The following is a 26,334-nucleotide window of genomic DNA, read 5'->3' as shown; positions in this document are numbered from 1 at the left end:
ACTGAGATAACACATTTCATTATGATTCAAATATTTTTACTCCCTGTTCACTCATAGAAGTAATAATACTCAAAACCTCTTCTAATTTAATAATCATTTCCTCTGATATTTTTTCAGTCTGCAAATAAAGTTCCTTTGCCTTAATTCGATTATTTTCTTTCACATACTTAATAATGTCATCTCCTTTTCTATGAAAGGAATCATGTAATACATCTATTTCTTTCCACTCCTTAATTAATCTTGGATGTGTTATGTCAATTGCATGGTAAAAATGACCAAAAGCACATTTATGCGAATTTGTCTGCAAGGGTAACAGTTCCATATTTTCAACAATGGTATTTATTTTTTTCATCCAATCTTTATGGGACTGTTCTGCTTTTTTTATGACCTCCGATAATTGCTCATTTGTAAGTGCATGCTTACCATCCTTAAGTCCCTCATATAGATTATTAACCACGACTGACAATCGATCATCAATTTTCGATATGTTTTTTGCATAATCTACGCTAAGAATTGCATCATGATGAATATTTTGTGTCATTTCGCTTAAATGCTGAGCATCGATACTTGAGGCTTCCATTGCCTTGTTAATCTCCTCGGCCGCTGTTTTCACTTCACGCATTGAATCATTGATTGATTCAACACTAGAAACAAGGGTATGCAGCATATTAACATTGTCCTCTACCGTATTCGATACCCTGTCTATTTTATGACTCATTAAGTTCGTTGATTCAATTGCTCTTGTCATACTTGCTTTACCGTCATTTGCCGCAGAATATATTTTATCCACAAACTTTCGCATTCCATCCAAATTTCTTTTTGTATCATCTGCCAGATTTCTAACTTCACTTGCTACAACTGAAAAACCTTTTCCATGCTCACCTGCTCTTGCCGCTTCTATGGCTGCATTTAATGCCAAAAGATTTGTCTGATTTGCTATTTCTTGTACACTTGCAACTATTTTCCCTACTTCTGTTGTCAATTCTACTAATTGTTCAATTTTTACATTCATTGTATTGGTATCATCAATTAAATTTCCCTTTAAATCATTCACCTCTTGAAGTAAGACTACGCTATTATTATTTTTTTCTGCAAATACTTCTGATTCCTTTGCCAGTCTTTCCAAGGTGACAGAGGTAGCTTCAATGCTGTCAGTTACCTGATTCATAGTTGCATTTGTCTCTTCCACGATTGCCAAATTAGATTCACTTAAACCTGCCATTTCACCTGCAAAATTTGTCAGTCCTTTTGATATATGTGTCATCTCAACGTCATAAGAGCTAATTGAACTAGCTACATCTAATACTTCTTTGGCAGCAGCAGACATTCTCTTTTCATTGCTTAATAATTTTCGAAACTGTTCTATTACCTTACTGTGCAAAGGATGCATACTTTGAGGGCACTCGATTTTTTCTCCCTTTAGTGAGCTTTCAACGTACTCCATGATACATTCCATTTCTGAACATGTCTTTTTGTTTTTTCCCCACATGATTTTGTCTCCTTTCAATTCTTTATCTTGCATATTCCTTGTGTCATAGTGCCCATTGGACAATAAACGCACCACGAACGAGGCTTATATAAAAGCATTGTTATCAAACCTAAAACAGTGGACGTAAGCATCACGCTGTAAAAGCCAAATGCATATTGCACAACCCACGGTGATAAACTACTGCCACGGTAAGCAAAATGCCAAGGTAGCTTAAAGCTCCATAATAAGCTTACAATCTGCTTTAATCCACTGCTGCCGATAAAAACCAAATAAGTAGAAAAGAGCATATTTGCAAACATCATTAAAAAGAAAATCAAAAAGCCATATCGAAACCAATTACTTCTTATAAAATGTGGTATGTCTTTTTTCCTTGAGAGTTTTAATTGTTTTCCCAGCAAATCAAATAATTGCCCTCTTCCGCAATATTTATTACAATATATTTTATTTCCATTTATGATTGAAATTGCAAGAGGCACCAAAAAACAAATCATGCCAAGCCACGCAAATAGAATATTAAAAAATCCTATCACCATATAAAGCGTTGACAATACCCATAGATAGTCATACCAGTTCTTTTTCTTTGTCTTCATTTACAACGCCTCCTTACTATCTGTTTTTATATGAATCACAGATGCAGGACATATTTTAACACATAAACCACATCCCACACATTTTTCTAAATCGACAATGGCAAATACCCCATTTGGGACGCTGATTGCTTCCTTAGGACACTCCTTGATGCAGCTTCCACATCCCACACAATATCTTTTTGTCACTACTGCGTATTTTTTTATTCTTCTACCTGTCATAGTTCCTCCATAATGTTTTTACCTATCATATCCATTATGCAGCATTTAATCTGTGACCATATCACATAACACAAGTCCATCATGGATTATAATGTTAATCATGAATTATTTATCTTTTAACATAACCAGTATTTCCTATATAACAATAACAGTCCATACAAAATGTGATACATCTTATATGAACTGCATTAATCTTAAATTTGCTAAAAATAGCTTACTTTTATTTTTTTGTTCATTGCCTTTAAATATGCTGCAAGCTCTTCAACCAAACTCATTTTTATATTAAATCCAATCGGTAAATTAGGATTTTGATGCGCAGGATTCACTGCTTTACCCACAAAAAAATTAATATCTGTTGCTTCTTCAAACAGCAGTCTGGCAATCATAGAAGCTCCATCCATCTTGTAACTCCAGTAAGTATATTGTCTATTGTCCTTTAGATAATCTTTCGCATATTCTAATACTTTATTAATGGTAATTACTCCTTCTGTGACCAAATCCACTCCTTCTATTTTGGCAATTGGCGGAATATCAGGAGAGATATACTGTGGAATGCCTATCTCTAGCGTTTTATGTAAATAGCTTGCCGCAAGTGTCGAAGTAGTCCCACCGCAAACAATGTGCTTACCTTCCTTTGCAAAAAACAATGCCATCATCTTTTGGTCATCATTCGGATCGGATGCCGGACCAATCAGAAGATTCATTGCTTTTCTTTTTCTTAACTTTACAGTACAAACTGTTGTATCATCTCCCGGCTTTCCTGCATATAAGGAATTACATTGATCAATCAACATAGTACTTAAAGTTTTGGCTGTAAAATCCTCGTTGTATATCATTTCCATAAACCGAATAATATCATCTCTCTGCCACCCTAAGTTTAGTGTAAGTCCAACGCCCGCATGAATGGCGCCATCGCTCATTAATATAAAGGTATCCTCTTCCAAAAGATTAATTTTCGATTTGTATATTGTTTTATTATCAATCATCTCAGAGGTTTTTGGATAATCATAATTCTTACCATTTCGAAGTAAAATCACATGTGGATTATCATACTGAATGATTTCTGCCTCCAAATTATTAAAAATACGTATCATCGTAAACGTAGAATATGCTATTTGGCGAACCTTGCAAATTGGAAGTGTCGCAACCATTGTAGAAACACATTCACTAACACTTAGTGAATTAGCCATCATAGTTGATATTATTTTTGAAGTCAGGGTAGACAATATATTTGCCTTTACACCACTGCCTAATCCATCAGCTAATACAACTACGGTTGAATTATCCTCCTCTAGTACAACCTCTACATGATCACCACAAAGCTGCTCTCCATATTTATTCAAGCTTAAATACCCTATGTCAGTACACAAACTATTCATCGTACAAAGACTCCTTTAACTTAGTAAGTGCTACTTTCGTTTCCGCTGTTGTTTCCCCCAGTAAAGATGCAATTTCCTGAACGGCGCGCATTTGCTTTTCTATAACATTATTTGTTATTTCTATTGTTTTTTGCCTTGTAATTTCCTTTTGCTGACGCTGCCTTGATTCTTCTGTAATATCTCTCATAATGCAAATCAGAATATGATAACTCCTATCATAGATAACAGTCTGCTCCACATATTTTCTATATTCCGCAAAATATTCTCTCTTATCATAAGTATTTTTCCCATTTTCATATGCCTCAAAAAATGGAAAGGGATCTAGAATACGAACTACATGATCTCCCAAAATATCCGTCGCTGTTGCAATATTAAGTAAATCACATGCTGCATGGTTGATTTGCTGAACCTTTAATTCTTCATTTAACACAAGAATTGCATTTGGAGTATTTGAAATAATATTATCTGAAAAGGATTCTGCTTTTTCTTTCAGATAGGGCAGACACATACCAATGTTTGCCTTACCCTCCAATACTGCTTTAGCTTTATCACGGCATGAATTATACCCACAGCTTCCGCAATTTAGTTCATGCTCCGGCTTTGTTTTCCCCATTTGTTTTAAAACCTCTTCAATTGCAGCATCATCAAAGACCAAACTACTTCCTGCAAGTGAACTAAAATTAACATTCAGCTCATTTTCTGTATAATCGAAGATATCAAAATCCTCTTCCTTTGCATAATCATGAACACGCAGAAAATCTTTAATTGGAGAACGATGACTTTTATCCATAGCAGGACCACCAATGCAGCTGCCTATACAGGAAGACATTTCAATAAAGCATTTACCAAGTTTTCCATTAATAACATCCTTCAAAGCATTCATACAATTTTCAATTCCATCGATAGCAATATAGGAATATTCTGGCTTTTTTACAGTTAATGTTTTCAAGATACCACCAGTAGTTGGGAACAGTCTTGCAAGTCCTTTTTCATGGGTATCTTGAATATATTCTAATTGAATATTTTCTTCTTCTAACCACGCTGAAAGCTCTTCAAAGGTTAATACGCAATCTACACCATCTTTATAGCTCTCTGCCTCAGCCTTTTTGGAAAGACAAGGTCCGATAAAAATTGTCTTGGCTCCTTTGAATCTTCGTTTGATATCATTATTATGCGCCTGCATTGGCGAAACAACCTTAGCCAGATAAGGCAAAGCCTCCGGATAATATTTTTGTATCAACAAATTAACTGTATGACAGCAGGAGGAAATAATAACTTCCTGCTTTTCTTCACTAATTAAGTCCTCATACTGTTTCTTTACAATAGTAGCTCCAATTGAAGTTTCCTCCACTCCTAAAAAACCAAGCTGCTTTAATGCCTTTTCCATCGAAAAGATGGTTGCATTATCATAGTTAGCAACAAAGGAAGGCGCAATGCTAGCGTAAACAGGGACATTACTTTTTATAATCGCTTTTGCCTTTTCAATATCATTTCTGATTTCTTTTGCATTTTGCGGACAATTCAAAAAACAATGTCCACACAATATACAGTCTTGGCTAATAATATTTGCTTGATTATCAGAAAAGCGAATTGATTTAACTGGACAGTGCCGTATGCATCTATAACAATTTTTGCAATTTGATTTTTTGAATTTTAAATAATCGTTCAATTGCTTCTTCCTCCATTTTCACAAACACACTTATGCGAGAACTCGTTTTTATGTATTTAATCTATTTAAAACTTCATTTTCAAAAAATGCTTTCGTATTATCTGCTCTTAACGAAAACATACGTTCATCTATTTTGACACAAACCCCTTCCATGCAATTCCCCATGCAAAAAGCGCCACAAAGCTCAACGGTATCGCCTAAATTATATTTTTCTATTAAACGTTGAAATTCTTCTACAATCAATCTAGATCCTTTTAAATGGCAGGAGCTTCCTATACAAACTGTAATTTTCATAAATTATCCTCCGTCTTATCTTGAACGATTCACATCAATGTAAAACTATTTGTATAATTTTTCTTTCAGATGCTTTGATAAGATAGCAAGCGAGCTTCCTATATTTTCATTCTGAACGATTACCTCTTTTGGAACATTTAAATTGATTGGTGCAAAATTCCAAATTGCTAATATACCACTCTCAACCATTAGATCGCATACCTTTTGTGCTTCGTAATCTGGTACTGTAATAATACCAATTTTTATTTTCATTCGTTCACATAAATTTTTAAGCTTGTTTATTGAAAAAATCTGCTTATTTTTTATCATTTTACCTATAATATCATCGTTATTATCAAACGCTGCTACAATATCCAAATTGTAATTAGAAAAACCATGATAACACAAAAGCGCACGTCCTAAATTACCTGCGCCTACAATTACAGCATTTTGGACATTGTCATATCCAAGATAGCTCTCTATATCCGAAATTAACTCAATTAATACATATCCTATCTTAGGCTTACCTCTATCACTGACAGATGCCAAATCTTTCCTCACCTGAACGTCATTTTGACCAAGAGCCAACGCAATGGAAGTTGATGATATGTGTTTCACACTATCTCTTTGCAAAGCCTTTAAATATTGCAAATAAATTGGCAAACGCTTTAATGTTTGCAGAGAAATCGGTTTCTTGTTCTCCATAAAATAATACTCCTTTTTTGAATATATTTATCAATTGGCAATATCACGCTTTATCTGTGCTCATCGCAGGAATACGGCTGCAATAGCAATGCCGTAGCCCTTTTGGCAAATACATCTAATTAGAGGTAAACAATTAAGAAGTTTTGCGATGAGTAAATGATTTATTACAATACATTTCAAAACTTTGCTTTGTTATGCATTAGATAAACCTATATCGATATTATATTATCGATATTAAATATTGTCAATGGTTTTAAAAATAAATTATATGAAGCATATTTCTCATGATATCATAAAACACTACAAAAAAAAACCTTATATCAACAGGTTTTCGTTAACATAAGGTTTTTTATCAACATGATTATTCCAAAAGCTTTTAAATAAAGTTTATTTATTGTTCGAAATCCAATACTATGCACATCTATCTATAATTATATCTGTCACCCGATTTATCTAAATGCTCTTTCATCGCCTTAGCTGCCGATTCCTTATCATGAGCCAGTATAAATCCGTATATTTTATGATGTTCCTCATATATTTCTTTCAATTGCTCAGCATTTACCATACCAGTTCCACTCACATGGCGCATTAAATTACTAATTGTTTGAATTAAGCTATAAATCACTTTATTCTGTGAACATTCAGCAATACAAATATGAAACTCTAAATCATCATCTAGAAACTCCTTAAAATTTTGTTGTAAATAAGCATTATGCATTTTATGTGTCACTTCAAAAAGTTTATTCAAACTTGCGCTATCATCGCATTCTGCTGCCAGTTCTGCCGTCTTGACTTCTAATAGATTTCGTACTGTCACGATATTATCAACTTGATTCCCATTCAAAAACAAAGACCAGGACAATGGAATAATAAAAAAATCTGACTCATCACTGCTAATAAAAGAGCCTTGTCCTGGGCGAATATCAATTAAACCCAGAACATCAAGTACTTTTAATGCTTCCCTAATTACGGATCTCCCAACATTTAATTTGTTGGCTAAGACGCGATCCGACTCTATTTGATCTCCTTTTTTTAATTTTTCATCAAATATCTGTTCCGCAAAATAGCTCGTGAGTTGATAAATTAACTGACCAATATTGCCTTTTTTAGCATTCATATTCCGAATGCTTTCCGTATCAATGGTGCTTGGAAGAAGAATCCTCACATTCTCTGAAAATTCCTCTGGAACCATGGAGAAAATCAACGGATCAACAGATAACTTTTTTGAAACAACATAGATAACTTCACTAATTCTGCTGCCACCCTTTGCTTCAAGATTTGATAATGTCGAAATACTCATTGTTGTCTTTCCATTTTCATCTGTCAAAAATTGATTGATAAACTCTTTCTGTGTTAATCTTAAATACCTTCTCAGAATTTGTATATTTTCCTTTTTATAGGAAGGATTTAATAGTTCATTGTTCATATAACTCTCCATTTCTCCACTGATTACTCCCAATATTAGTCAGCATATTCTATTTTTAAAGATTAATTTTCTTTTCTTTGATATTATTTATTTCGTTGTAATATAAACACTTTAAAAGGGGAGAATAGCATAGCTGCTACAATTAGAATGAATCCGCTCAAGCATAATTCCTCATTTGTTTTGTTTAAACCAAATAATATCAATACAAATGCAATTATAATAATAAAAAATGCAATTGTCAATTCACCTTCTAATGTTTTAAAAAATGTTTTTTTTTCCACTTGTAATTCCTCCTTATGCAAATATGATTGTAAAAAATAATATGATTCCTACAAGTATTGCCGCCGATAATGTAATTGGCATGATTTTTTTAAGAACCAAACCTTCTTTACCTAGGATTTTTGCGGTGGTTGTACCAAGGATAATATTACCTGGACAAATTGTATTTCCTATTGCACCTCCGGCAGTTTGGGCTCCAAGAATCGCAGCTGTTTTCAGCCCTAACAAGTTTGCTGTAGTAATTTGGAACTCACCAAACAAGATATTTGACGCCATATTGCTACTTGTCATAAAGGCACCAAGCATACCTACTACAGGTGCAAGAACTGCATAACCGGTTCCTAAGACATTTGCAATACCATTAGCCAGAACCATTGTCTGACCTGTTCCACCCATTATTTTGGACATAATGATGAAACCAATCACAGCAATACCAGAAGGCACGGTTTTCTGTATAGATTGTACAAAAACAGCTCTACAGCCACCCGCCTTAATCCATCCATGTTTTCTAAAATACAAAAGTCCTACAAGTGATGCAATCAGAAGAAACATACTTGCATGTGTAAATGGTGATAATGGTGAAAAGCTTGCCGATGCTTCATTCACAAATCCATATGCCGTAGAAGTCTCCGGAAATGCTAGTCCAAATGAGAACTGTCCCAAAAATGCTTTAATTGGTGCAATCAAAAGAACCACAAGAGTAATAACAGTTAAGATCGCATATGGAAAAAACGCTTGCACAAGTGACATATTTTGAGTTGATTTATCAGAATTGTCTTCTGTAAATTCACGGTTCATAATACGACTATCTTCTACACTCCACTTATCCTTGTATATTTTTGTTCTTCCAAGTACAAATAAAACAACTAATGAAATACACGCAGGAATAAAACAAGCTATTGTGGTATTGATCTGCGTGAGAATTAATTGTCCACCACCCTGAATCAATGATATAATCAGTACTGCTGGAAGCCCCTTTTTTAACGCTTTTCCTTTTCCATAGAACCAGCAGATAGCAAGCCCGGTAATCACATTCCAAACCCAAATAAATATAGCTGCCCAAAGTGCTGTCTGTAAATATAATTCAGTACCTGGTTCCAATCCGGCGGACATGGTAAGCGCATCCCATGCAACTGCAAGCGTTCCAAACGTATTTCCCCAAGCATGTCCTATTAATGGAATAATAACAGCCCAAAGTGGAAGCACTCCAATTCCTACTAACAATGGCGCACCAACTGCAACTGCAACACCAAATCCTGTAATTCCTTGCAAAAAACTTTCAAACACCCATCCCATTGCTATTACAAGCAATAATTCGTTGGGTAATAATTTTTGCATACCGTTTCGTATTACAAGAAATGCTTTCGCTTCGTTCGCAACTTCATATAATAAAATAGCGGTCCATACTATAATAAGTACAACTAATGCACTCCAAATTCCTTTGGCACTTTCCGAGGCCAGAAGTTTAATATCGGCCTTATAAAACGCAAGTCCTGTAAACACTGTTATAAGCAACCCTATTGGTGCTGCTTCCGTTGCTCCCCATTGAAATTTAATCATCAATACTAGTAGAACAACAATCGGCAAACATGCCATACTCCACATAAACAGATTTATTGGTACATTCATATGATATCTCCTTTAGTTATGTATCACAGTTCCTGTTTTTCCAGCTATTCCTAATGCTGCTTTATCCAGTAACGTAATCAGGGTATGTCTTTCTTCACCTGATTCCGCAAATTTAATCGCAGCTTCAATCTTTGGTAACATAGAACCTTTTGCAAATTGTTCTTGTTTTATATATTCCTTTGCTTCCAAGACAGTTATATCTGATAACCATTCCTGATTTTCCTTGCCAAAATTAATCGCAACCTTTTCCACTGCTGTCAATATAATCAGATAATCTGAGTCTAACTGCGATGCCAATAAGCTGCTGACATTATCTTTATCAATAACCGCATTGACACCAACTAATTTACCCTCTCTATCTATAACGGGAATTCCACCTCCACCGCATGTAATTACTATATGTCCGGCATTTAATAAAGTCTTTATTGTTCCCAGTTCTATTATGCGTTTTGGCATGGGAGAGGCTACTACGATTCTGTAGCCTCGACCTGCATCCTCAATACATTGAACTCCCTTTTGTTCGTTTAATTGTGCTTCTTCTTTTGTTAAAAAGTTACCAATAGGTTTCGTTGGATTCTTAAACGCTTCATCTTTTGAATCCACTTCTACCTGGGACAAAATGGTTGAAACTTTTTTGGTTATGTTTCGACAATAAAGCTCATATTTAATTGCATTCTGCAAATCAATTCCAATAAATCCCTGACTCATAGCAACACATGTTGGTAGTGGTGTTTCTTTATAATTCTCATGAACTGTAATCAAATTATTCATAGCCGTCTGGATCATGCCAACTTGGGGTCCATTACCATGCGTAATTATAATCTCCATATCCTGTTCAACAAGATCAACAATTACTTTTGCTGTTTTTGCAACCGCCTCTTTTTGCTCTTCATAGTCCTTACCAAGTGCATTTCCACCAAGAGCAATAACAACTCTTTTCTTTTTCATAGAATCCTCTCTTCTCATCTATATAGAAAATCCTAACTTTTCAGCATATGCTTCAATTGCTTTTTGGAAACATTCAATTGGAGGGTGTACTGTTCCAGCACCAATTTGTCCATATCCTGCAATTTTATGTGCAATACCTGTATTAATAACTGGTGTAATACCCTTTTCTACCACAAGTCTTGCATCAATTCCTAAGCATATTCCTTGAAAATTCCAGTTTGGAATAATAAAGTTTGGATTTCTGTCAATGGTGATTTCTGTCATATCTGTACTTGTACGTAGTGCATCTTCATATCCACCAGCTCCAACAAATCTTGTTACGGCTGGTGCCGCAATCATAGCCATAGCACCCACACCAAACGTTTCTGTAATGGCACTGTCTCCCATATCTGGGCAGGCATCTTCTCCATCGTAACCTGTAAAATAAAGCCCCTGAGGTGTGTTAACTTGTCCTGTAAACCACTGATCGCCCATACCACTGATTCGAATACCAAATTCTACACCATTTCTACACATAGCAGTTACCACGGTTCCATCTTTTATCATACGTGCTGCATCCATCACAGCTTTACCAGTAGCCATCATAATATTTAAGAAGAACTGGTCTGTATCTGCAAGAAATTTCATTACATCATAGCGATCTTTGTCATCCATATTTAGTTTTGTAATAATTGGACTCATTTCTTTTAAGAAAGCTAGTGATGCGGCTATATTTCTCTGGTGGAATTCATCTCCCATTGCAATCGCTTTTGCTATCATTGGATTTACACTTAGTCCATTATCCATGGTTTTAATCGCTTTACTTAAGGTTGGTCCAAGTACATTTTTCATCCACGTAAGTCTGTCAACAACTTCGTGTGAATATGCCCCAAAACGCAAAACTTTACCAATCCCTTCATTCAACGTACAATACGCTTCGTTACCATCTGTCATATTCTTAACTACGAATACGGGCATATTCGCCGAAGTAATTCCTCCCATCGGCCCTACCGCGTTCACATGGTGGCAAGGGATGAATTTTACTTCTCCAGCTTCTAATAAATTTCTAGCGTCCGTTTCATTTTCTGCCCATCCCTCAAATAAACTTGCGCCAATACAAGAACCCTGCATCGGATTTGGCATGCTTTTGTAATCAATCGGAGGACCTGCATGTAAGATTACTTTTCCCTCATTTAGCTCCTTGATTACGCTTTTTGCTGGAACCACATCCATAATTACCGGTTGTGTTGCCACTATTTTTTCAATCACTTTTCGGTTCGCATCATCAATATCGATTGACTCATAGTTTCTGAGAAAATTTAATGTTTTAATAAGTTTGACATCTCCACCTGCTGGTGGCATCCAGTCATATTGAACCACTTCGCATCCAAATTGTTCTATGACATCTGAAAAACTCTTGAGTCCAATGTTAATTACCTTTGGTTTTTCTGAAAGCATTTGGATTAATTTTTTTGATGTTTCCACTTTCTCAATTTCAGAAACTGTCTTAGGTAAAATCTTTTTCTCTGGTTCTTGAAAGTCCAGTCCAATTGCCAAAATGGCAGTGTGAACAGCAAGTTTGTTCGTTTCACATACTATAACTCCAGCGTTTTTTAATTTGTTAACTGCTTTATCATAGCCTTGAAAGTCACTTCTTGTCCCACATACGGTTGCAACAAAGAATAATTTTCTATTCTCTGCTTTTGCCTTGTCACGCAATTCAATTATGGAGGGAAGTAAAGCTCCTGCCATATCCTCATGAGAACCATAGCCAAGCATAATATCTAATAAAATCACTCCGGTAGATTCATCATCAATTGCTTCTTTCATGCACTCAATTCGTTTTGCCGGGTCAATCATTGGATGAGGCTTACCCTGTGTGTAAACATCATCGCCAAGATCAACTACAACATGTCCCGCCGTGGTAAGCATGAAACCATCCACTTTTTCTGGTGGCACCTGAATATTCAGAGCGTCTTTCATCAGCATGGCTGCTTCTCCTGCTAAAGTTCCTCCAGAATAATATGCCTTAATTGTCTTTTTCTCTTCTGCTTTGAAGCACTTGCTCCTGTCAATTATCACTTCAGGTGTTTTAATTTCTTCACCTCTTACAAGGCTTACTGCAAGACGAGCTGCTTCATCTAATGTATATGTATGATAGAAATTCTCTTCGTGGTATTCTGGCTTCTCTCCCAAAAACAACGTAATAACTGGTTTTGTAAAATTGCTTAATCTGTTATAAATCTTATCGCGTACTGCTTTTGCTGGCGGTTTAGAAATGATAATTAATACTTTCACACTTACATCGCTTTCCATCGCCTCAATCATATCTAACATCGTGATACCGCCAACGTATGTTGACAAATCACGACCACCTGTTCCTATTGCATTTGTAACACCTGCACCAAGTCTATCAATGATTGTTGTCAATTCCTGAATTCCGGTTCCCGACGCTCCTATTATTCCGATTGGACCAGGTGCAACATGATTTGTAAATGCAATTGGTACACCTTGGATAATTCCGGTTCCGCAATCTGGCCCCATAACCGAAAGCCCTTTGCTATGTGCTTTTTGCTTAATTTTTATCTCATCATCTACGGTAACGTTATCACTGAACATGAACACATTTAATCCTTCATCTAACGCCCGTTCTGCCTCAAGAGCCGCATATGCTCCTGGAATAGAAATAACAGCTAAGTTTGCCTGTGGAAGTGTCTCTAATGCCCTTTCCCAAGATTTAACACTCACAGCCCCCTCTTCCTTACTATTTCTTGTAGACTGTTTTTTAAAAAATTCTTCTACTTCTGTCATTATGGTATCTGACAAAGTTTCATCCTCTATGTCAGCTACAACAACCATATCATTAGCTGTAGCACTTTGTAATTTTTCTGTATCAAGTCCACTTTGTTTATATATGTCCTTATTGGCAGGTGTCGCCATCATAATAGAAACCTTTTTGACACCTTTAATTGCAGAAATTTGATTTGTAAGTAACATCAAAACGACAGAATCATGATAACTTCCCTGTTTAACAATTGTTTTTAACATGATAATTTCCTTTCTTTAATCTGCAAATCTGTTTTTATTGTCGTAACGATCATAGTGTATCTCTTCACTCTTCAAGTAATCATAAATTTCATCTACAATATTAATTCCACCTGTTGCATAATATTGATCCCTACGCATCGCGGCTCTTTCCCCTGGATAATATACCTTTTCATTTCCTGGTGCTGGTTGCATTCCATTCAGTTCATCTAATACCGTTGACATATTTTTCTTGAATTCATTAATATCCGTAAATCTTGATGGATCCATTACAATATGCATGTGTCCTAGATTTCTTCCTTCTGACAAATCGTGATACATAGAACTTACATGCTTTCCAAATGGTACTCCAAGCAGTACTCCTGAGAAAACATCCACCATCATCATCAGTCCATAACCCTTTGCTCCTGAAATGGGTACCAGCGCATTAACAAGATTCGGATCTGTTGTTGGCAGCCCTTTTTCATCTACCGCCCATGTTGATGGAATTGCTTCATGTCTGGAACGTTTGTCCAGAATTTTTCCCCACGCTTGTACGGTAGTTGCCATGTCAAACACCACTTTTCTGTCATCAGCCGTTGGCGCTGCAAACGAAATAGGATTGGTTCCATAGTAAGGTTCCGTTCCGCCATACGGAATTGCCATAGGATCTGACTGGCAAAATGAAATTGCTACCAATCCATTCTCTGCCGCCATCTCTGTATAATATCCAATAGCACCGCTATGTGAAATATTTCTAATTCCAACAACTGCAATTCCACTCTCTTTCGCCATTTCTATCGCATGTTCCATTGCCAATGTTGCCGCAACATATCCGCATCCGTTATCTCCCTCAAAAATAGCTGAACAAGGTCCTGTCTTTTTAAATTCGAAATTAGGATGAATCGTTATTCCTCCTTTTGCAATTCTTTCACTATAGTATTCAACACGAACTGAGCCATGAGAGTGATACCCCCTTTCGTCCGACCAAGTCAATACTTCTGCTGTCATATCTGCGTGTTTTTCTGTTAATCCAGCTTTCATTAATTTATTTTTCATTAAACCTTTTAATTCATCTCGTGAAAGTTTCATAGTTTCCATTTCCCTTCTAGTTTTGTTTTATAACTGTACATCTCTGTTACAATCTTTTGAGTAAATATAGGTAAAGTCTTCATCTTTTCCTACTGCATAGCATGCCTGTGGACAATATGCATCCAAAAACATATAATCTCCTTTTTGGGTTGGAATCCAGTCACCATCCACATAATACATACCTTTTCCCGACAAGAAATACATTCCATGTTCTTGAACATGTGTTTCAATATATCCATGAGATGCACCTAAGTGAAATTTTAATATATGCATATTCATATCAAATCCAAAATTATTAGCTGCCGGAAGAAAGTCTTTAACATAACAATTCTCCATTCCTTCATACGGAATCCAAGGAAGATCTTTTGCATTACCTATTACTGCATTGGCACTATAACCTTCAATCTTTTCATATTTACGTTTATATAGATAAATTTTAGCTGGTGCACTACTTTTATTTTCAAAACATAATTCTTTTCCTGCTGGTGAAAATATATAGCCCTCTTTTGTAAGTACTGCATTCTCATCTGTATTCCAGACAGATATTTCACCTTCTAATACATACAAAAACACTTCTAGTTCCTTTCCTCCAATGCCTTTTAAGTTCTTACCGTCTTTATCTACAGTAATCAGATAATCCACAAAAGATGCTCCCATTGCTGGAGACGACATGATTGTAATAATACAGTTCTCATATCCAGGAATACTATTTTTAACCAATCCGTCTGGTTCAAGTAATACATAATTTCCTTTTTTAACAATAGAACGTGTTTCCAACAAACCTTCTCTGTAACCAATTTGATTATTCATGTAACCCATAACAACGATACCTCTTTTCTTATTTTAGATTTATAAGCTTAAATATAATTTCGTTTTAAGCTTTCTTGGTCAACCAGTTTTTATATTTTCATTATGACAACAATCAGCCTGCTTTTCAATTGGCATTTTTGCTAAAATGGTTCGCTTATTTTTGTTACAAATATACTTATTTTCATTAAATATTGCTGTTTTCATCTTTTTTTCAATGTGATATACTATGATTAGTTATAAGTTTTTTCTAATTATTTTAATTATTTTTTACTATTTATCCAAGAATATTAAATTAAATTCCGTTGTCTAATCAACCACATTTTAATTTTATTTTCACTGTTATAAAAGGAGGATTCGATCATGCTACAAACGAAAGACATAGCATTAGGCAATACTTTATACGCAAAGTATGCCACCATCTATTTTGATCCTAATATAATCCATAAAGCTGTCATACTGTATTTCCACGGCGGTGGACTTTTGTATGGAAACAGAAACGATCTTCCAGAGTTTCATCTGAATACTCTTGTAAATTCGGCATATATTATTATTTCTTTTGATTATCCGCTTGCTCCTGCCGCTAAGATAGACGTAATTTTAGATGATATTTGTTGTTCTATTAATTATTATTATAAACATAGTAAGTTTTTGATTGGCAGTACACTTCCATACTTCTTGTGGGGACGCTCTGCAGGCTCTTATCTGTGTCTTTTGGCTGCATCTTGTGGTAAACTTATCTCAGCCCCTCGTGGAATTATTTCTTATTATGGATATGGTTTTTTATGCGACAACTGGTTTAATCATCCTAGCAATTATTATTGTCAATTACCTCGTGTTTCAGAAGCTTGCCTTTCAAAAATCTCATCAAAAATACATTCTCAAGGAAATTTGGATACTCATTATAGTACGTATGTTTATGCTAGACAAACTGGGAATTGGCTAAAATTATTCTTTGATGATCGTGAAAAATACTTTTATCTCAACTATACATTACGCTCTTGTACTTCCCTGCCTTGCCCCTTGTTCTGCGCACATAGTACCAATGATACCGATGTTCCTTTTACTGAATTTACTGAGCTTAGTCAACTGTACTCTGCTGAAAAATATATTACTTCTGGAAAGATTCATGATTTCGACAGAGATGAAACAGCTGCTTCGACATTAAGACTTTTAAATTCTACAATTCAATTTCTCGATAAACTTTTATAACTATGACCAATATATAAGCTTGAGCTTATCCTCCTGCACAGGGATCTTTTATAACAATAAACCGGGTTAAAATTCCTAGTATAGAAAGGAATGGGGTGAGATGCATATTGCACCTCCCCCCAACACATTAGCAGATAAGTAAACTTTCCTTATATGGTATTATATTCCTTTGTTACTAGCTTTTTATTCTTCCTCGGAAGCCAATTCAATCATTGTGCGGTATAAAACTTCTGTACCTGCCGCACAGTCTTCTGCCGTACTATATTCTACTTTGTTATGGCTGATACCATCTTTAGAACGAATAAATATCATGCCCATTGGACAAAAATCTGCAAACGTAGAAGAATCATGTCCTGCTCCACTTGGCATTCTAAATTCCGGTAAACCAGAATCTATGCACGCTTTTGCTATTTTATCCTGAATATGTTCTGCACAAGGCTTTCCTTCTGCATCTTTCATTAATACATTAAAATCAATTGTTACGTTACGTTTTTTGCAAATTGTTTCCGCTTGCTCTTTAATTTTTTCGTACATTTCATCTCTAAGCGCTGCTTTTTGATTTCTCATATCAATGCTAAATTTAACACATCCCGGAACAACATTTACGCCGCCTGGTAATGCTTCAATTTTTCCGACCGTTGCAACAGCTCCTTGATAGTTTTTGGCTTCCGACTCTATTGCAAGCATCACCTCTGAAGCTGCAGCCAATGGATCTTTTCGTAAATTCATAGGGGTAGTTCCTGCATGGGAAGCTACTCCGTTAATTGTAACTTCTCCACGAATTTGACAACAAATACCCGTAACTACACCAACCGCCAAGTTCTTGCTCTCTAATACGGCACCCTGTTCAATATGTAATTCTAAATGAGCTTTTGCATACCCCTTTGGCAGTCCTGCTTCATCTACATGTTCAGGGTCAATACCACATTCTTTTAAACATTCAATCACTGTTTTCCCATCTTTATCAGCATGTGTCATAATTCCTTTGTCATAACCACCTGTTAAATGTCCAGCCCCTGAATAGCTGCCTACGAAACGTGTCGCCTCTTCATCACGATAAGCCAGTACTTCGATTGGATGTTTAGCCTCAATTCCTTGTTCTGTCATAACCTGAACAGCTTCAATTCCACCAATAACACCAAGCCTACCATCAAACATTCCACCGCCATATACGGTATCAAGATGGGAACCTATCATAACGACTGATGCATTAGGATCTGTACCTTCTTTACGTCCAACTAAATTTCCTGCTTTATCCATATGTACGCTCATTCCAGCTTCTTCCATGTACTTTTGAACGAGAGCATGAGCTTCATTTTCCTCTGGCGAAAGTGCTAAACAATAAACACCATCTTCTGTATTTCCAATTTGTCCAAGTTCCATTAATCGATTAAAAATTCTATTTTGATTTACTTTCAATATTCTACCACCTTTGTCTCATTGTATACGTCTCTGTCCAGTTCACCAAGTTTACTAGATACCAGCATACCAATCAAAACATCTACGTCTACATTCATAATTGTTCTAAACATACCTGCGAACCAGTCAATACCAATCAATATTGCAATACTCTCAAGCGGTAAGCCAAGTGATGTTGCAAGAAAAGTGTAAGTAATTACCATGCCACCAGGAACAACAATGGTTCCCATACACATTAAGCACGATAAGAGGATAGCCATACCCATTTGTGAAGGAGTAAGAACAACGCCTGTTGCCTGGCTCATGAAAAAGATAGCAAGTACATAACACTGTACTGCACCGCAACTGTTCATTGACATCGTAATTGGACCTGTAAAATCAGCTACTTTACGACTTACCCCAAATTTTGTCACAGCATCTTCAATTTTTGTCGGAAGACAGATTGCAGAAGAAGTTGTTGTTAATGCCATCATTGACATTTTGCTATATTTCTTTGGCATCTTAAACAGGTTTACTTTGCATAGCATTGCTGTAAACGGAACATAAAGTACAAATTGAATGATATCGCCTATCAATAGCGCACCTAAAAATTTGCCCATTGGGATAACTACTTTGAATCCCGTTGCACCTGCAACATTTGCCAACAAACAAAAGATACCAACCGGAGCAATCTTCATAACTATTTTAATAATATTCATTACAATCTGATTAAATCCGGTAATAAATTCGATCATGTTTTTGTTGCCACTTTGACGTGTATAAGCTCCCATTGCAACGCCAAAAAATAATGCAAACACAATACAAGGAATCATAGCGCCCGATGCCATAGAACTAACAACATTAGTAGATACAAAACCTAATAGTGTCTCCTGCATAGAAGTTGTCTCTACCGCCTCATATGTTGCGCTGGCATCTGTAATAGTAATACCTACTCCTGGTTGAATAACCTGTGCAAGCATTAGCCCAATCGCAGCTGATACTAATGTGAATCCAATAATCCATTTAAATGTGTGGAACCCCATCTTTCCAACACCTTGTCCATCTCCGCTCCCAACCGCTGCAGACACAGAAGTCATAACCAAAAGTACAACCGACATTTGAATTAAACGAATAAAAATGTCTCCAATAAATTTTAAATTTGCCGCCCACTCTCCAATTAAAGAACCAAATACAATACCACCAACAGTAGCAATTAAAATTTGTGTAGTTAAAGATATGGATAAACTTCTTTTCTTTGTTGTTTGTTCCATCCTTTTACCTCTCCTTTGTTTTTAATTATTTCAACGCTTCTAAATATGAGTTTTAACTTGCCTCCTTGTCTATATTATTCGTTTTGTAAAATAAAAATAATTTAAAAAATATGTTTCCGGTCGACCTTTTTTTAATCTATGATTGTATCTTAAACTATACAATAAAAAAGCACAATATGAATATATGATAAAAATACCATTAATAATTTATTGATATTGCACAAATATTTTGATTATTCTATGATTTTATTAAGCTAATTTACGTTTTTATTTATTTGGCTTTTTGAAAATATTCTTTTTTTTACAATAGGTTTACCAGTTTTTAGCAACTATATAATTAAACAATATGTAGTACCTATGTTACCATTCTGCCCTATTTTTATACCGTCAAATCCAATTTTAAAAAAGTTATTTGATATTTAAAGGATAGCCTTTTCGCAAAAGACAATCCGTCAACCAAGATAGGGTGACGAAATCATTAACGTGAGAAAAAATTCAGATTAAGGGAGATAAAAAGATACATAATAGACGAAAATCACATTATATCCACAAAAAAGAAGCCGAATGGAAAAGTCCTTTTGAAAACAGAACAAACAATACCCATTTCTAGCTTCTTTTTTCTTTTTATATTGTAAATAAACTTAGAATCCGCATCAACTTTTAATTAAAAATTGCTACTTGATTATTATAGCAGCACAAAATATATGGGCATACTTTAATTCCCATTTGCACAACAATATACTTGCAATGCTGCTGCAACACCATCACCGGCTGAAATTTTAACATTATTTTTCAAAAGTATTGCTTCTAATGCTCCCAGCGTAAAAAGAATATTCCTTTTTTGACTTGAGTAGCCCATATTACCTATACGTATTACTTTTCCATCTAACGGTCCAAAAGATGTAGCCACTTCAATTCCAAAATCATTTAGCATTTCATATCTTAAGACTTTTCCATCAATTCCTTCTGGAATTTCTATTGCTGTCACAACTGGCATTTTATTTTCTAAATCGCCAAAGATTGAGATTCCCATAGCTTTTAATCCAGCACATAGTGCTTTATCATTTAATTTATGACGCAAGAAACGCTCTTCCAAGCTTTCCATTAGCACACACCTTAACGCTTCATGTATTGCATACTGCATACTAGTGGCTTCTGTATGATGATTCAAATGGCGTGGACTCCAGTAATCTTGCAATTGTGCAAGATCCAGATAATTGCTTGGAATTTGAGGAAGCTTTCCATCTATATCCTCTACTGTGCGAATACCCTTTTCTACCTTTTTTCTAGACAGAATGATTTCTTCAATTGCTCTATTATAACTAATCAGGGCAGAACCTGACGGTGCTGATATACATTTTTGTGTACCTGCTATACAAGCATCAATATTCCATTCATCTACTTTTACTTCTGCTCCTCCTAGTGTTGCTACCGTGTCAACAATCAATAATGCACCATGTCTCTTACATATCTTTCCCACTTCATCTAATGGTTGCATCATAGATGTTGATGTTTCTCCATGAATACACGCAACTGCCTTATAGCTTTTCTTTTTCAATTCCTCTTCAATCTGTTCTGGAGCAAATACTGTTCCCCATTCAGTTTCAATCAACGTAACATCTGCATTGCATCGTTCCAGAATTTCCGCAAGCAGGTAACCAAAACGTCCAAAAGCAGGAATTAGAACTTTATCTCCTGGACAAATTGCTCCAGTCAGAACAGTCTCTAAGCCCCCTCTTGAAGTTGAATCTACGACAAAAGTTTGTGTATTTTTTGTCTGAAATACCAAACGAAGCATCTCTTGAGTTTCTTCCATTAGACTCGTAAACTCGGGATCAAACTGTCCTAATATATGTGCGGACATTGCACGTAAAACTCTGGGATCGGCTTCTACTGGCCCTGGACACATCAACATTCTGGGAGATGGATTAATTTCTCTAAAATTCATAATTTTATCCTCTTTCTTAATTTGTAACTTAGCACATCTACACTACACTATTTTATATTTAATTTACATTTATGTATGAGCCAACCTAAATCTACTTTAAACATTTTTTCATTTCGTTTCTATTCTTGTAAAGCTTCCCATCCATGCTGAATCTCTTATTTCGCTATAGTTTAAAAAGAATTAAATGAATAAACACTATTAGTAATTTATTTTCCAAAACAATGGTCAACCATATTTTAATATATGATTTTATATTAAAATATAATTTTGAAAAATACAATATCAATATGTGCTAATTTTATTTTTTATTCTTCGTTACTAGTGCACAATACACAACTTTTTTTAAAACATTTTTGGATTTAATTCCCATTTTTATCTATTTTTTATTTTTATCTTGTAACAATTATTTATTGTTTTTAAAATTATACAAACCTTTTTTTAATCCTTGCGATATTGAATGATACATAGTATTCTGTTACTATAAGATATCATTTTTGATTTGCTCAAACATAAATTTTAATTGGGGGATTTTAATATGAAATGTAATATAACTGATTTATCAAATTACGCAAATGCCATTTTAAGAGGTAATTATGATGCAAGTATTCATTCTGTATACAATAAAACGATAAATCTTATATTCGGTAAGAAACTTCTTGCTATACAGGTCAGTCGATCTCCATTATCACCAATCAGCCTTATCACAAATATCACGGAAAACGAACTTTTCTCTATGCATATTGATCATAGTGATCAAGTTAACATTCTTTCTGATGGGCTTAAAATTAACTCTCATTTTTTTGTATTTAAAAAGGCACAGATTCATGATTTAGAATTAAAAACTGTACTAACAACTTTAGAACTTAATAATTTAAAAAAACAAATTACAACTATGATATCTGCCTCTGAAAATCTTGGTGGTTTTGAGGCCATTTCAAACAATTCTCCACTAGTAGAAGTAACACCTATTCTAAAAGTTGCCAAATCTCACATGAATGCTTGCCTTAATTTATTAAACAAGCAGTGTTACGACGATGCAGCTAAAGAAATTGTTAAATTAATTGGACTTGGTATTGGCTTAACTCCAAGCGGAGATGACTTTCTTTGTGGTTTATTAGCAGGTATGCATCTGCTGAAAAGAACTGCTGCTTCTATTGCATTTGAAGCAGCAGTTCAAAAAAAAGTCTATCAAAGCCTAAAGAAAACCAACGATATCAGTGCTGCTTTTTTAGAAGCTACACTAAATAATAATTATAGTTACGCAGTCAAGATGTTGACAACAAACGTTTCATATCAGGATATCTATCAAGCATTTTGTTCCATCGGTCATAGCTCTGGAATTGACACGCTTTGCGGCATACAGTTTGTATTGGACAGTTTTGTAAAGTAGGAAATATAGCATAACTGTTTTCTTAAAATTACTAATTAAGCTTACTAGCCTTTTCACTGCTTTTTAATACTCACATTCATCCTGTGCCAGTCTATCCTTTAAATACATGTAAATTTCCATAACAGAATCCTTTGTTAAAGCTTTGTAAATCTGAATATACTGATTATTTTCACAATTAAAACAGACTTTTTTATTTTCTTTTTCACTTTCAAATAGGATCTCAATATCTGCATCGATAAGCATATCTTCTGAAAGTTCAGGTGGAACGGCTATCAAAATACCATCACTTTGTTTGTCATAAGTCTGCCAGTAGACAAAATCCAAAATCTTTTCAATATACCTTTTTTTTGACAGTTCTTTCGGTATATATTCCAAATTATACAAAACACTTTCCGTTAAAAAACTTACAGTATAGATGTTATAACTATCCTCATGAAAAGCTTCTCTTAATTCAGTTAATAACTTAATTTCATCAATATCAGTATCTATGGTGCATTTTATAACTGGTATAGTAAAATCATTTTGGGCTTCCTTGCTATGAATAATCTGCCTAATTCTTAGGTCTTTTGGGCTGATGATATATTCCGGCACAAAATGGTGGCCGTTTTGATGAATTTTTATCTAACTCTATTCTTGTAATACGCTCTACTACCTTTAAAAGTCCTTTGTTCATCTTTTTGTTCATCATCGTTATTCTACCTCCTGTTTTAGTATTTTTGCTAAACATAGTAACATGGCGCACAATATCATTGCACTTGACATAAAGTATACACATACTGGATTAATTTGCACAATTAATAATATAACTATCACGCTGTTTTCCAATAATATAACCAACCTTGCTAATTTTTTGGATTCTTTCAATTCACGTAAATTCAATTGCATATTAGGATGATTTAAAGTCCCAATTGTCATAACAATTAAATCTGATATTATAACCATTACAGTCCATAATACAAAATGATTTTGAAAAAAAATATATCCCTTTGCTAATGCAATATAGGTCAAAATTGTAAACAAATAGCATTGTCCAAATGTATCTGCATGGTATCCTCCAGTTCTTTGCCTTAAGGATAGGAAAAAGATTAAAAAGAATAAAGTCGGTATAAATAATTGCAATATTGCACTTATTATAAGTATTGTGGTAACGGTTATAAACCTTTCCGATATTATAATGAAAGCATATATATAATGATCCATTCTATTCCTGACTATCAGTTTTTCCTCTACCATTTGACTTACCAAAACTTTTGCTATCTTTTCAATCATTTTTTCCTCCATTTGTACGAAGCCCCCACTTAACGTACGAAAGATGTGAAAGTTTTATTACACCTCCTGACTTAAGTATATAAAAATACAAAAAATAATCAATTAGCCTTGCAGAAAATGACTATTTTCATCAGAAAATATACACCTAAAAGGCTACTACATCTTATATATGCAGAAGCCTTTTCTAACAATTGGATGGTATAATAATTGAAAAATAAAACTCATTTTGATTATTATTAATAATATAGGAACCATTGTATTTTTCTATTGTAATAATAATGTTTTTTATTCCGTTTCCATGCTCCTCCTTATGTTCCCACTTTGTGGTTTTTATTTCTCCGTTGTCAATATCAATGGGATCTTGATAAGTATTTTTTACTGAAATAATAATGTTGTCTTCTTCCATAATCAGCTTAAGCTTTAAGATTCTTTTGTCAATACACCTTTCACATGCTTCAAGGGCGTTATTCAACAGATTTGATAGAATAATAACCAAATCCTCATCACTGATTTGTATTTTGGAAAGATCATTAATTTTAAATACAAAAACAATATTTTTTTCAATCGCTTCTTGATATTTTGTATTCAATATCGCATTAACAATTACATTGTTTGTATCAATTGCGTCCAATTCCCGGCTCAAATTACCTCCGATTTCCTTAACATAGCATTCCAGTTCACTATATTTTTTATTTCTGATCAAAGACTCTATGCAGATAATCTGGTTTTTGTATTCATGTGTTTTTCTTTTCTGCTTATCAAAATTTTCTGATATAGACTGATACATAGAAGTCTGATTTTTCACTTGCATTTCAAATATGTTATTCTGATGAATCTTTAATTCTCTTTCTATTATATCAGCCACCAGATAAAAGACTGTTATATTCATACCAATTAATCCAAGAGCTATAATAATTAGTACATTAGCCTGTTTTTGGTTTTCAATTGTCCCAAAACTCGAAATCATAGCTGTAATCGTGCCAATTGTAAATATTGGAAAAAATAAAAATCGAAGCCACTCCCAATCTCCTAATATTTCAGTTGATACATTACTAATATTTTTTTTAATTGCGATAACTAATAAAAATAGAGATATTTTACAAACTACGATAACCAGATTACTACTAGTCAAATAATGTCTTTCTAAAATGCAGTTATTCAAAGAGAGAACTTTAATAATGGAGTAGGATAAATAATCTCCTACCAATAGTAAACTTTGGAACAGCACAGACAAAACCACCGCCGTTTTAATTCTTACATTTATGTAATTATAGAAAACAAGCGCAATAAAACTAATGACCAATACCTGTTTTATTATGAAAAAATCTGCAAGATATACAGCACTTAAATAAATTATAAAAATCATTAACGTCAATTGACCATAATATTTCCATACGTTATGCTTGGAACGTTTATCTCCAAAGGCTTCAAAAAATATTTTACAGCAAAAAGTCTCTAGCACTACAATTAAAAAACTTTGCAAATATAAATACATTTATATTTCTCCTCTATATGATATAAACATGTCTCTTACACTTTTATATCTGGCCTTTGGTACAATTAATTCTACTCCATTGTTTAAGATAGCTTTATAGCCTGCAATACCTTTAATATATTTGATGTTAACAAGATAACTTTGGTGAATTCTGATAAATCCGTATTTAGCTAAACTTTTTTCTAGTTCATTCAATCGATTATACATTGTATAAACTTTCATCTCATGTTCCATAACATGAAATTCTAATTTATGTAATCGACTTTCAATATACAATATTCTTTCCAAAAATAATTCTCTGGTTCCTTCCATAAAATCAAAATTCTTCTTCACAACACGATAATTCATCTTGTCTATGATTGCTTCCATACATTCACTAAGAGTGTTCTCAAAATTAGCATTATCCTTTAACAAATAACGTATTGCATCCACTTTATAGCCCTCTAAAGTATAATTTACATACGCAGTTACAAAGACAATAAACATTTCTTTACTGATATCACGTATTTTCTTAGCTGTAAGAATACCATCCATTTCTTTCATATTAATATCTAAAAAGACAACATTATATCTTACCATCTCTATTCCAAGCTCAATAAACTCTTTGCCTGAGCAAAATGTATCAACCTCACATAATATTGCTGCTCTTTTCAAATAATGAAAAATATAATCTCTTATACTTTCACAAAAATATTTCTCATCATCACAAATGGCTATTCTAAACATATGCCTCATACCCCCAAAAAAATTTCTTACATTAAAAAATTGCCGATATATATAGATATTTATCGGCAATTTTTTCACAAACCTTTATCTGCATTCACTCACTTATTCAACTTTCCT

The 26,334-nt window shown here is 34.3% G+C and carries 24 protein-coding genes; 2 read left to right on the top strand and 22 right to left on the bottom strand.

What is annotated here, in order from left to right; translation table 11 throughout:
• Positions 1–19: 19 nt before the first annotated feature.
• The 14 genes from C8E03_RS07365 to allE all read right to left on the bottom strand — a co-directional run bounded on the left by C8E03_RS07365 (position 20) and on the right by allE (position 15,520).
• Entirely contained in the window at positions 20–1,489 is a 1,470-nt protein-coding gene (locus tag C8E03_RS07365; RefSeq protein WP_094379219.1) for a methyl-accepting chemotaxis protein, read from the bottom strand.
• A 14-nt stretch (positions 1,490–1,503) separates the two neighbouring features.
• Positions 1,504–2,079, bottom strand: a complete 576-nt coding sequence (locus C8E03_RS07360) for a 4Fe-4S binding protein (protein ID WP_094379221.1) — start codon at positions 2,077–2,079, stop codon at positions 1,504–1,506.
• Positions 2,080–2,298: a DUF362 domain-containing protein gene (locus tag C8E03_RS07355; RefSeq protein WP_094379223.1), complete on the bottom strand. Its 219-nt coding sequence runs from the start codon at positions 2,296–2,298 to the stop codon at positions 2,080–2,082. It lies immediately after the preceding gene.
• A gap of 203 nt (positions 2,299–2,501) precedes the next feature.
• Positions 2,502–3,677: a SpoIIE family protein phosphatase gene (locus C8E03_RS07350; RefSeq protein WP_094379225.1), complete on the bottom strand. Its 1,176-nt coding sequence runs from the start codon at positions 3,675–3,677 to the stop codon at positions 2,502–2,504.
• On the bottom strand, positions 3,670–5,346 hold the full coding sequence (locus tag C8E03_RS07345; protein WP_094379227.1) for a [Fe-Fe] hydrogenase large subunit C-terminal domain-containing protein: 1,677 nt from the start codon (positions 5,344–5,346) through the stop codon (positions 3,670–3,672). The genes C8E03_RS07350 and C8E03_RS07345 overlap by 8 nt, the downstream gene beginning before the upstream one ends.
• A 48-nt stretch (positions 5,347–5,394) precedes the next feature.
• On the bottom strand, positions 5,395–5,640 hold the full coding sequence (locus tag C8E03_RS07340; RefSeq protein ID WP_094379228.1) for a (2Fe-2S) ferredoxin domain-containing protein: 246 nt from the start codon (positions 5,638–5,640) through the stop codon (positions 5,395–5,397).
• Between the two features lie 45 nt (positions 5,641–5,685).
• Positions 5,686–6,324 carry a redox-sensing transcriptional repressor Rex gene (locus C8E03_RS07335; RefSeq protein WP_094379230.1) on the bottom strand — a complete coding sequence of 213 codons (639 nt, stop codon included), beginning with the start codon at positions 6,322–6,324 and terminating at the stop codon, positions 5,686–5,688.
• Positions 6,325–6,745: 421 nt separating this feature from the next.
• Positions 6,746–7,750 (bottom strand): FadR/GntR family transcriptional regulator, encoded by a 1,005-nt coding sequence (locus C8E03_RS07330; protein ID WP_094379232.1) that lies wholly within the window; start codon positions 7,748–7,750, stop codon positions 6,746–6,748.
• 83 nt (positions 7,751–7,833) lie between these two features.
• Complete coding sequence (locus C8E03_RS07325; protein WP_110290660.1) at positions 7,834–8,031, bottom strand: hypothetical protein; 198 nt, start codon at positions 8,029–8,031, stop codon at positions 7,834–7,836.
• Positions 8,032–8,044: 13 nt separating this feature from the next.
• Complete coding sequence (locus tag C8E03_RS07320) at positions 8,045–9,658, bottom strand: L-lactate permease (RefSeq protein WP_110290659.1); 1,614 nt, start codon at positions 9,656–9,658, stop codon at positions 8,045–8,047.
• Positions 9,659–9,670: 12 nt separating this feature from the next.
• A complete protein-coding gene (gene arcC, locus C8E03_RS07315) occupies positions 9,671–10,606 on the bottom strand; it encodes a carbamate kinase (protein WP_094379859.1) in 936 nt (311 codons plus the stop codon).
• 18 nt (positions 10,607–10,624) lie between these two features.
• On the bottom strand, positions 10,625–13,633 hold the full coding sequence (gene fdrA / locus C8E03_RS07310; RefSeq protein ID WP_094379238.1) for a bifunctional FdrA/YlbE family protein: 3,009 nt from the start codon (positions 13,631–13,633) through the stop codon (positions 10,625–10,627).
• Positions 13,634–13,648: 15 nt separating this feature from the next.
• Positions 13,649–14,701, bottom strand: a complete 1,053-nt coding sequence (gene allD, locus C8E03_RS07305) for an ureidoglycolate dehydrogenase (RefSeq protein WP_094379861.1) — start codon at positions 14,699–14,701, stop codon at positions 13,649–13,651.
• Between the two features lie 27 nt (positions 14,702–14,728).
• The gene (allE, locus tag C8E03_RS07300) at positions 14,729–15,520 is read right to left on the bottom strand and encodes a (S)-ureidoglycine aminohydrolase (protein ID WP_094379240.1); all 792 of its coding nucleotides are present in this window, start codon (positions 15,518–15,520) and stop codon (positions 14,729–14,731) included.
• A gap of 351 nt (positions 15,521–15,871) precedes the next feature.
• Between allE and C8E03_RS07295 the strand changes: the two genes are divergently transcribed.
• A complete protein-coding gene (locus C8E03_RS07295; RefSeq protein WP_110290658.1) occupies positions 15,872–16,720 on the top strand; it encodes an alpha/beta hydrolase in 849 nt (282 codons plus the stop codon).
• A gap of 183 nt (positions 16,721–16,903) precedes the next feature.
• Here the strand turns inward: C8E03_RS07295 and C8E03_RS07290 are convergent, their stop codons facing one another.
• The 3 genes from C8E03_RS07290 to C8E03_RS07280 form a co-directional block, all read right to left on the bottom strand.
• Positions 16,904–18,139 carry a Zn-dependent hydrolase gene (locus tag C8E03_RS07290; RefSeq protein WP_242993433.1) on the bottom strand — a complete coding sequence of 412 codons (1,236 nt, stop codon included), beginning with the start codon at positions 18,137–18,139 and terminating at the stop codon, positions 16,904–16,906.
• Positions 18,136–19,389 carry a dicarboxylate/amino acid:cation symporter gene (locus tag C8E03_RS07285; RefSeq protein ID WP_110290657.1) on the bottom strand — a complete coding sequence of 418 codons (1,254 nt, stop codon included), beginning with the start codon at positions 19,387–19,389 and terminating at the stop codon, positions 18,136–18,138. The genes C8E03_RS07290 and C8E03_RS07285 overlap by 4 nt, the downstream gene beginning before the upstream one ends.
• 715 nt (positions 19,390–20,104) lie before the next feature.
• Positions 20,105–21,337, bottom strand: coding sequence for a pyridoxal-phosphate-dependent aminotransferase family protein (locus tag C8E03_RS07280; RefSeq protein WP_110290656.1), 1,233 nt, complete (start codon positions 21,335–21,337; stop codon positions 20,105–20,107).
• Positions 21,338–21,872: 535 nt separating this feature from the next.
• Between C8E03_RS07280 and C8E03_RS07275 the strand changes: the two genes are divergently transcribed.
• Positions 21,873–22,727 (top strand): DUF2877 domain-containing protein, encoded by an 855-nt coding sequence (locus tag C8E03_RS07275; RefSeq protein ID WP_110290655.1) that lies wholly within the window; start codon positions 21,873–21,875, stop codon positions 22,725–22,727.
• A 63-nt stretch (positions 22,728–22,790) separates the two neighbouring features.
• Here the strand turns inward: C8E03_RS07275 and C8E03_RS07270 are convergent, their stop codons facing one another.
• The 5 genes from C8E03_RS07270 to C8E03_RS07250 all read right to left on the bottom strand — a co-directional run bounded on the left by C8E03_RS07270 (position 22,791) and on the right by C8E03_RS07250 (position 26,217).
• A complete protein-coding gene (locus C8E03_RS07270) occupies positions 22,791–23,318 on the bottom strand; it encodes a hypothetical protein (protein WP_110290654.1) in 528 nt (175 codons plus the stop codon).
• Positions 23,278–23,415, bottom strand: coding sequence for an AgrD family cyclic lactone autoinducer peptide (locus C8E03_RS07265; RefSeq protein WP_242993431.1), 138 nt, complete (start codon positions 23,413–23,415; stop codon positions 23,278–23,280). The genes C8E03_RS07270 and C8E03_RS07265 overlap by 41 nt, the downstream gene beginning before the upstream one ends.
• 2 nt (positions 23,416–23,417) lie before the next feature.
• Positions 23,418–23,996 carry an accessory gene regulator B family protein gene (locus C8E03_RS07260; protein WP_170122928.1) on the bottom strand — a complete coding sequence of 193 codons (579 nt, stop codon included), beginning with the start codon at positions 23,994–23,996 and terminating at the stop codon, positions 23,418–23,420.
• Between the two features lie 184 nt (positions 23,997–24,180).
• Entirely contained in the window at positions 24,181–25,491 is a 1,311-nt protein-coding gene (locus tag C8E03_RS07255; protein ID WP_094379254.1) for a sensor histidine kinase, read from the bottom strand.
• Entirely contained in the window at positions 25,492–26,217 is a 726-nt protein-coding gene (locus C8E03_RS07250) for a LytR/AlgR family response regulator transcription factor (RefSeq protein WP_094379255.1), read from the bottom strand.
• Positions 26,218–26,334 lie beyond the last annotated feature (117 nt).

It is taken from the genome of Lachnotalea glycerini (assembly GCF_003201285.1).
In the GTDB taxonomy this organism is placed as follows: Bacteria; Bacillota; Clostridia; order Lachnospirales; family Lachnospiraceae; genus Lachnotalea; species Lachnotalea glycerini.
Note: the sequence above shows the minus strand (reverse complement) of the source record. Positions and strands in the feature narration are given on the sequence as shown.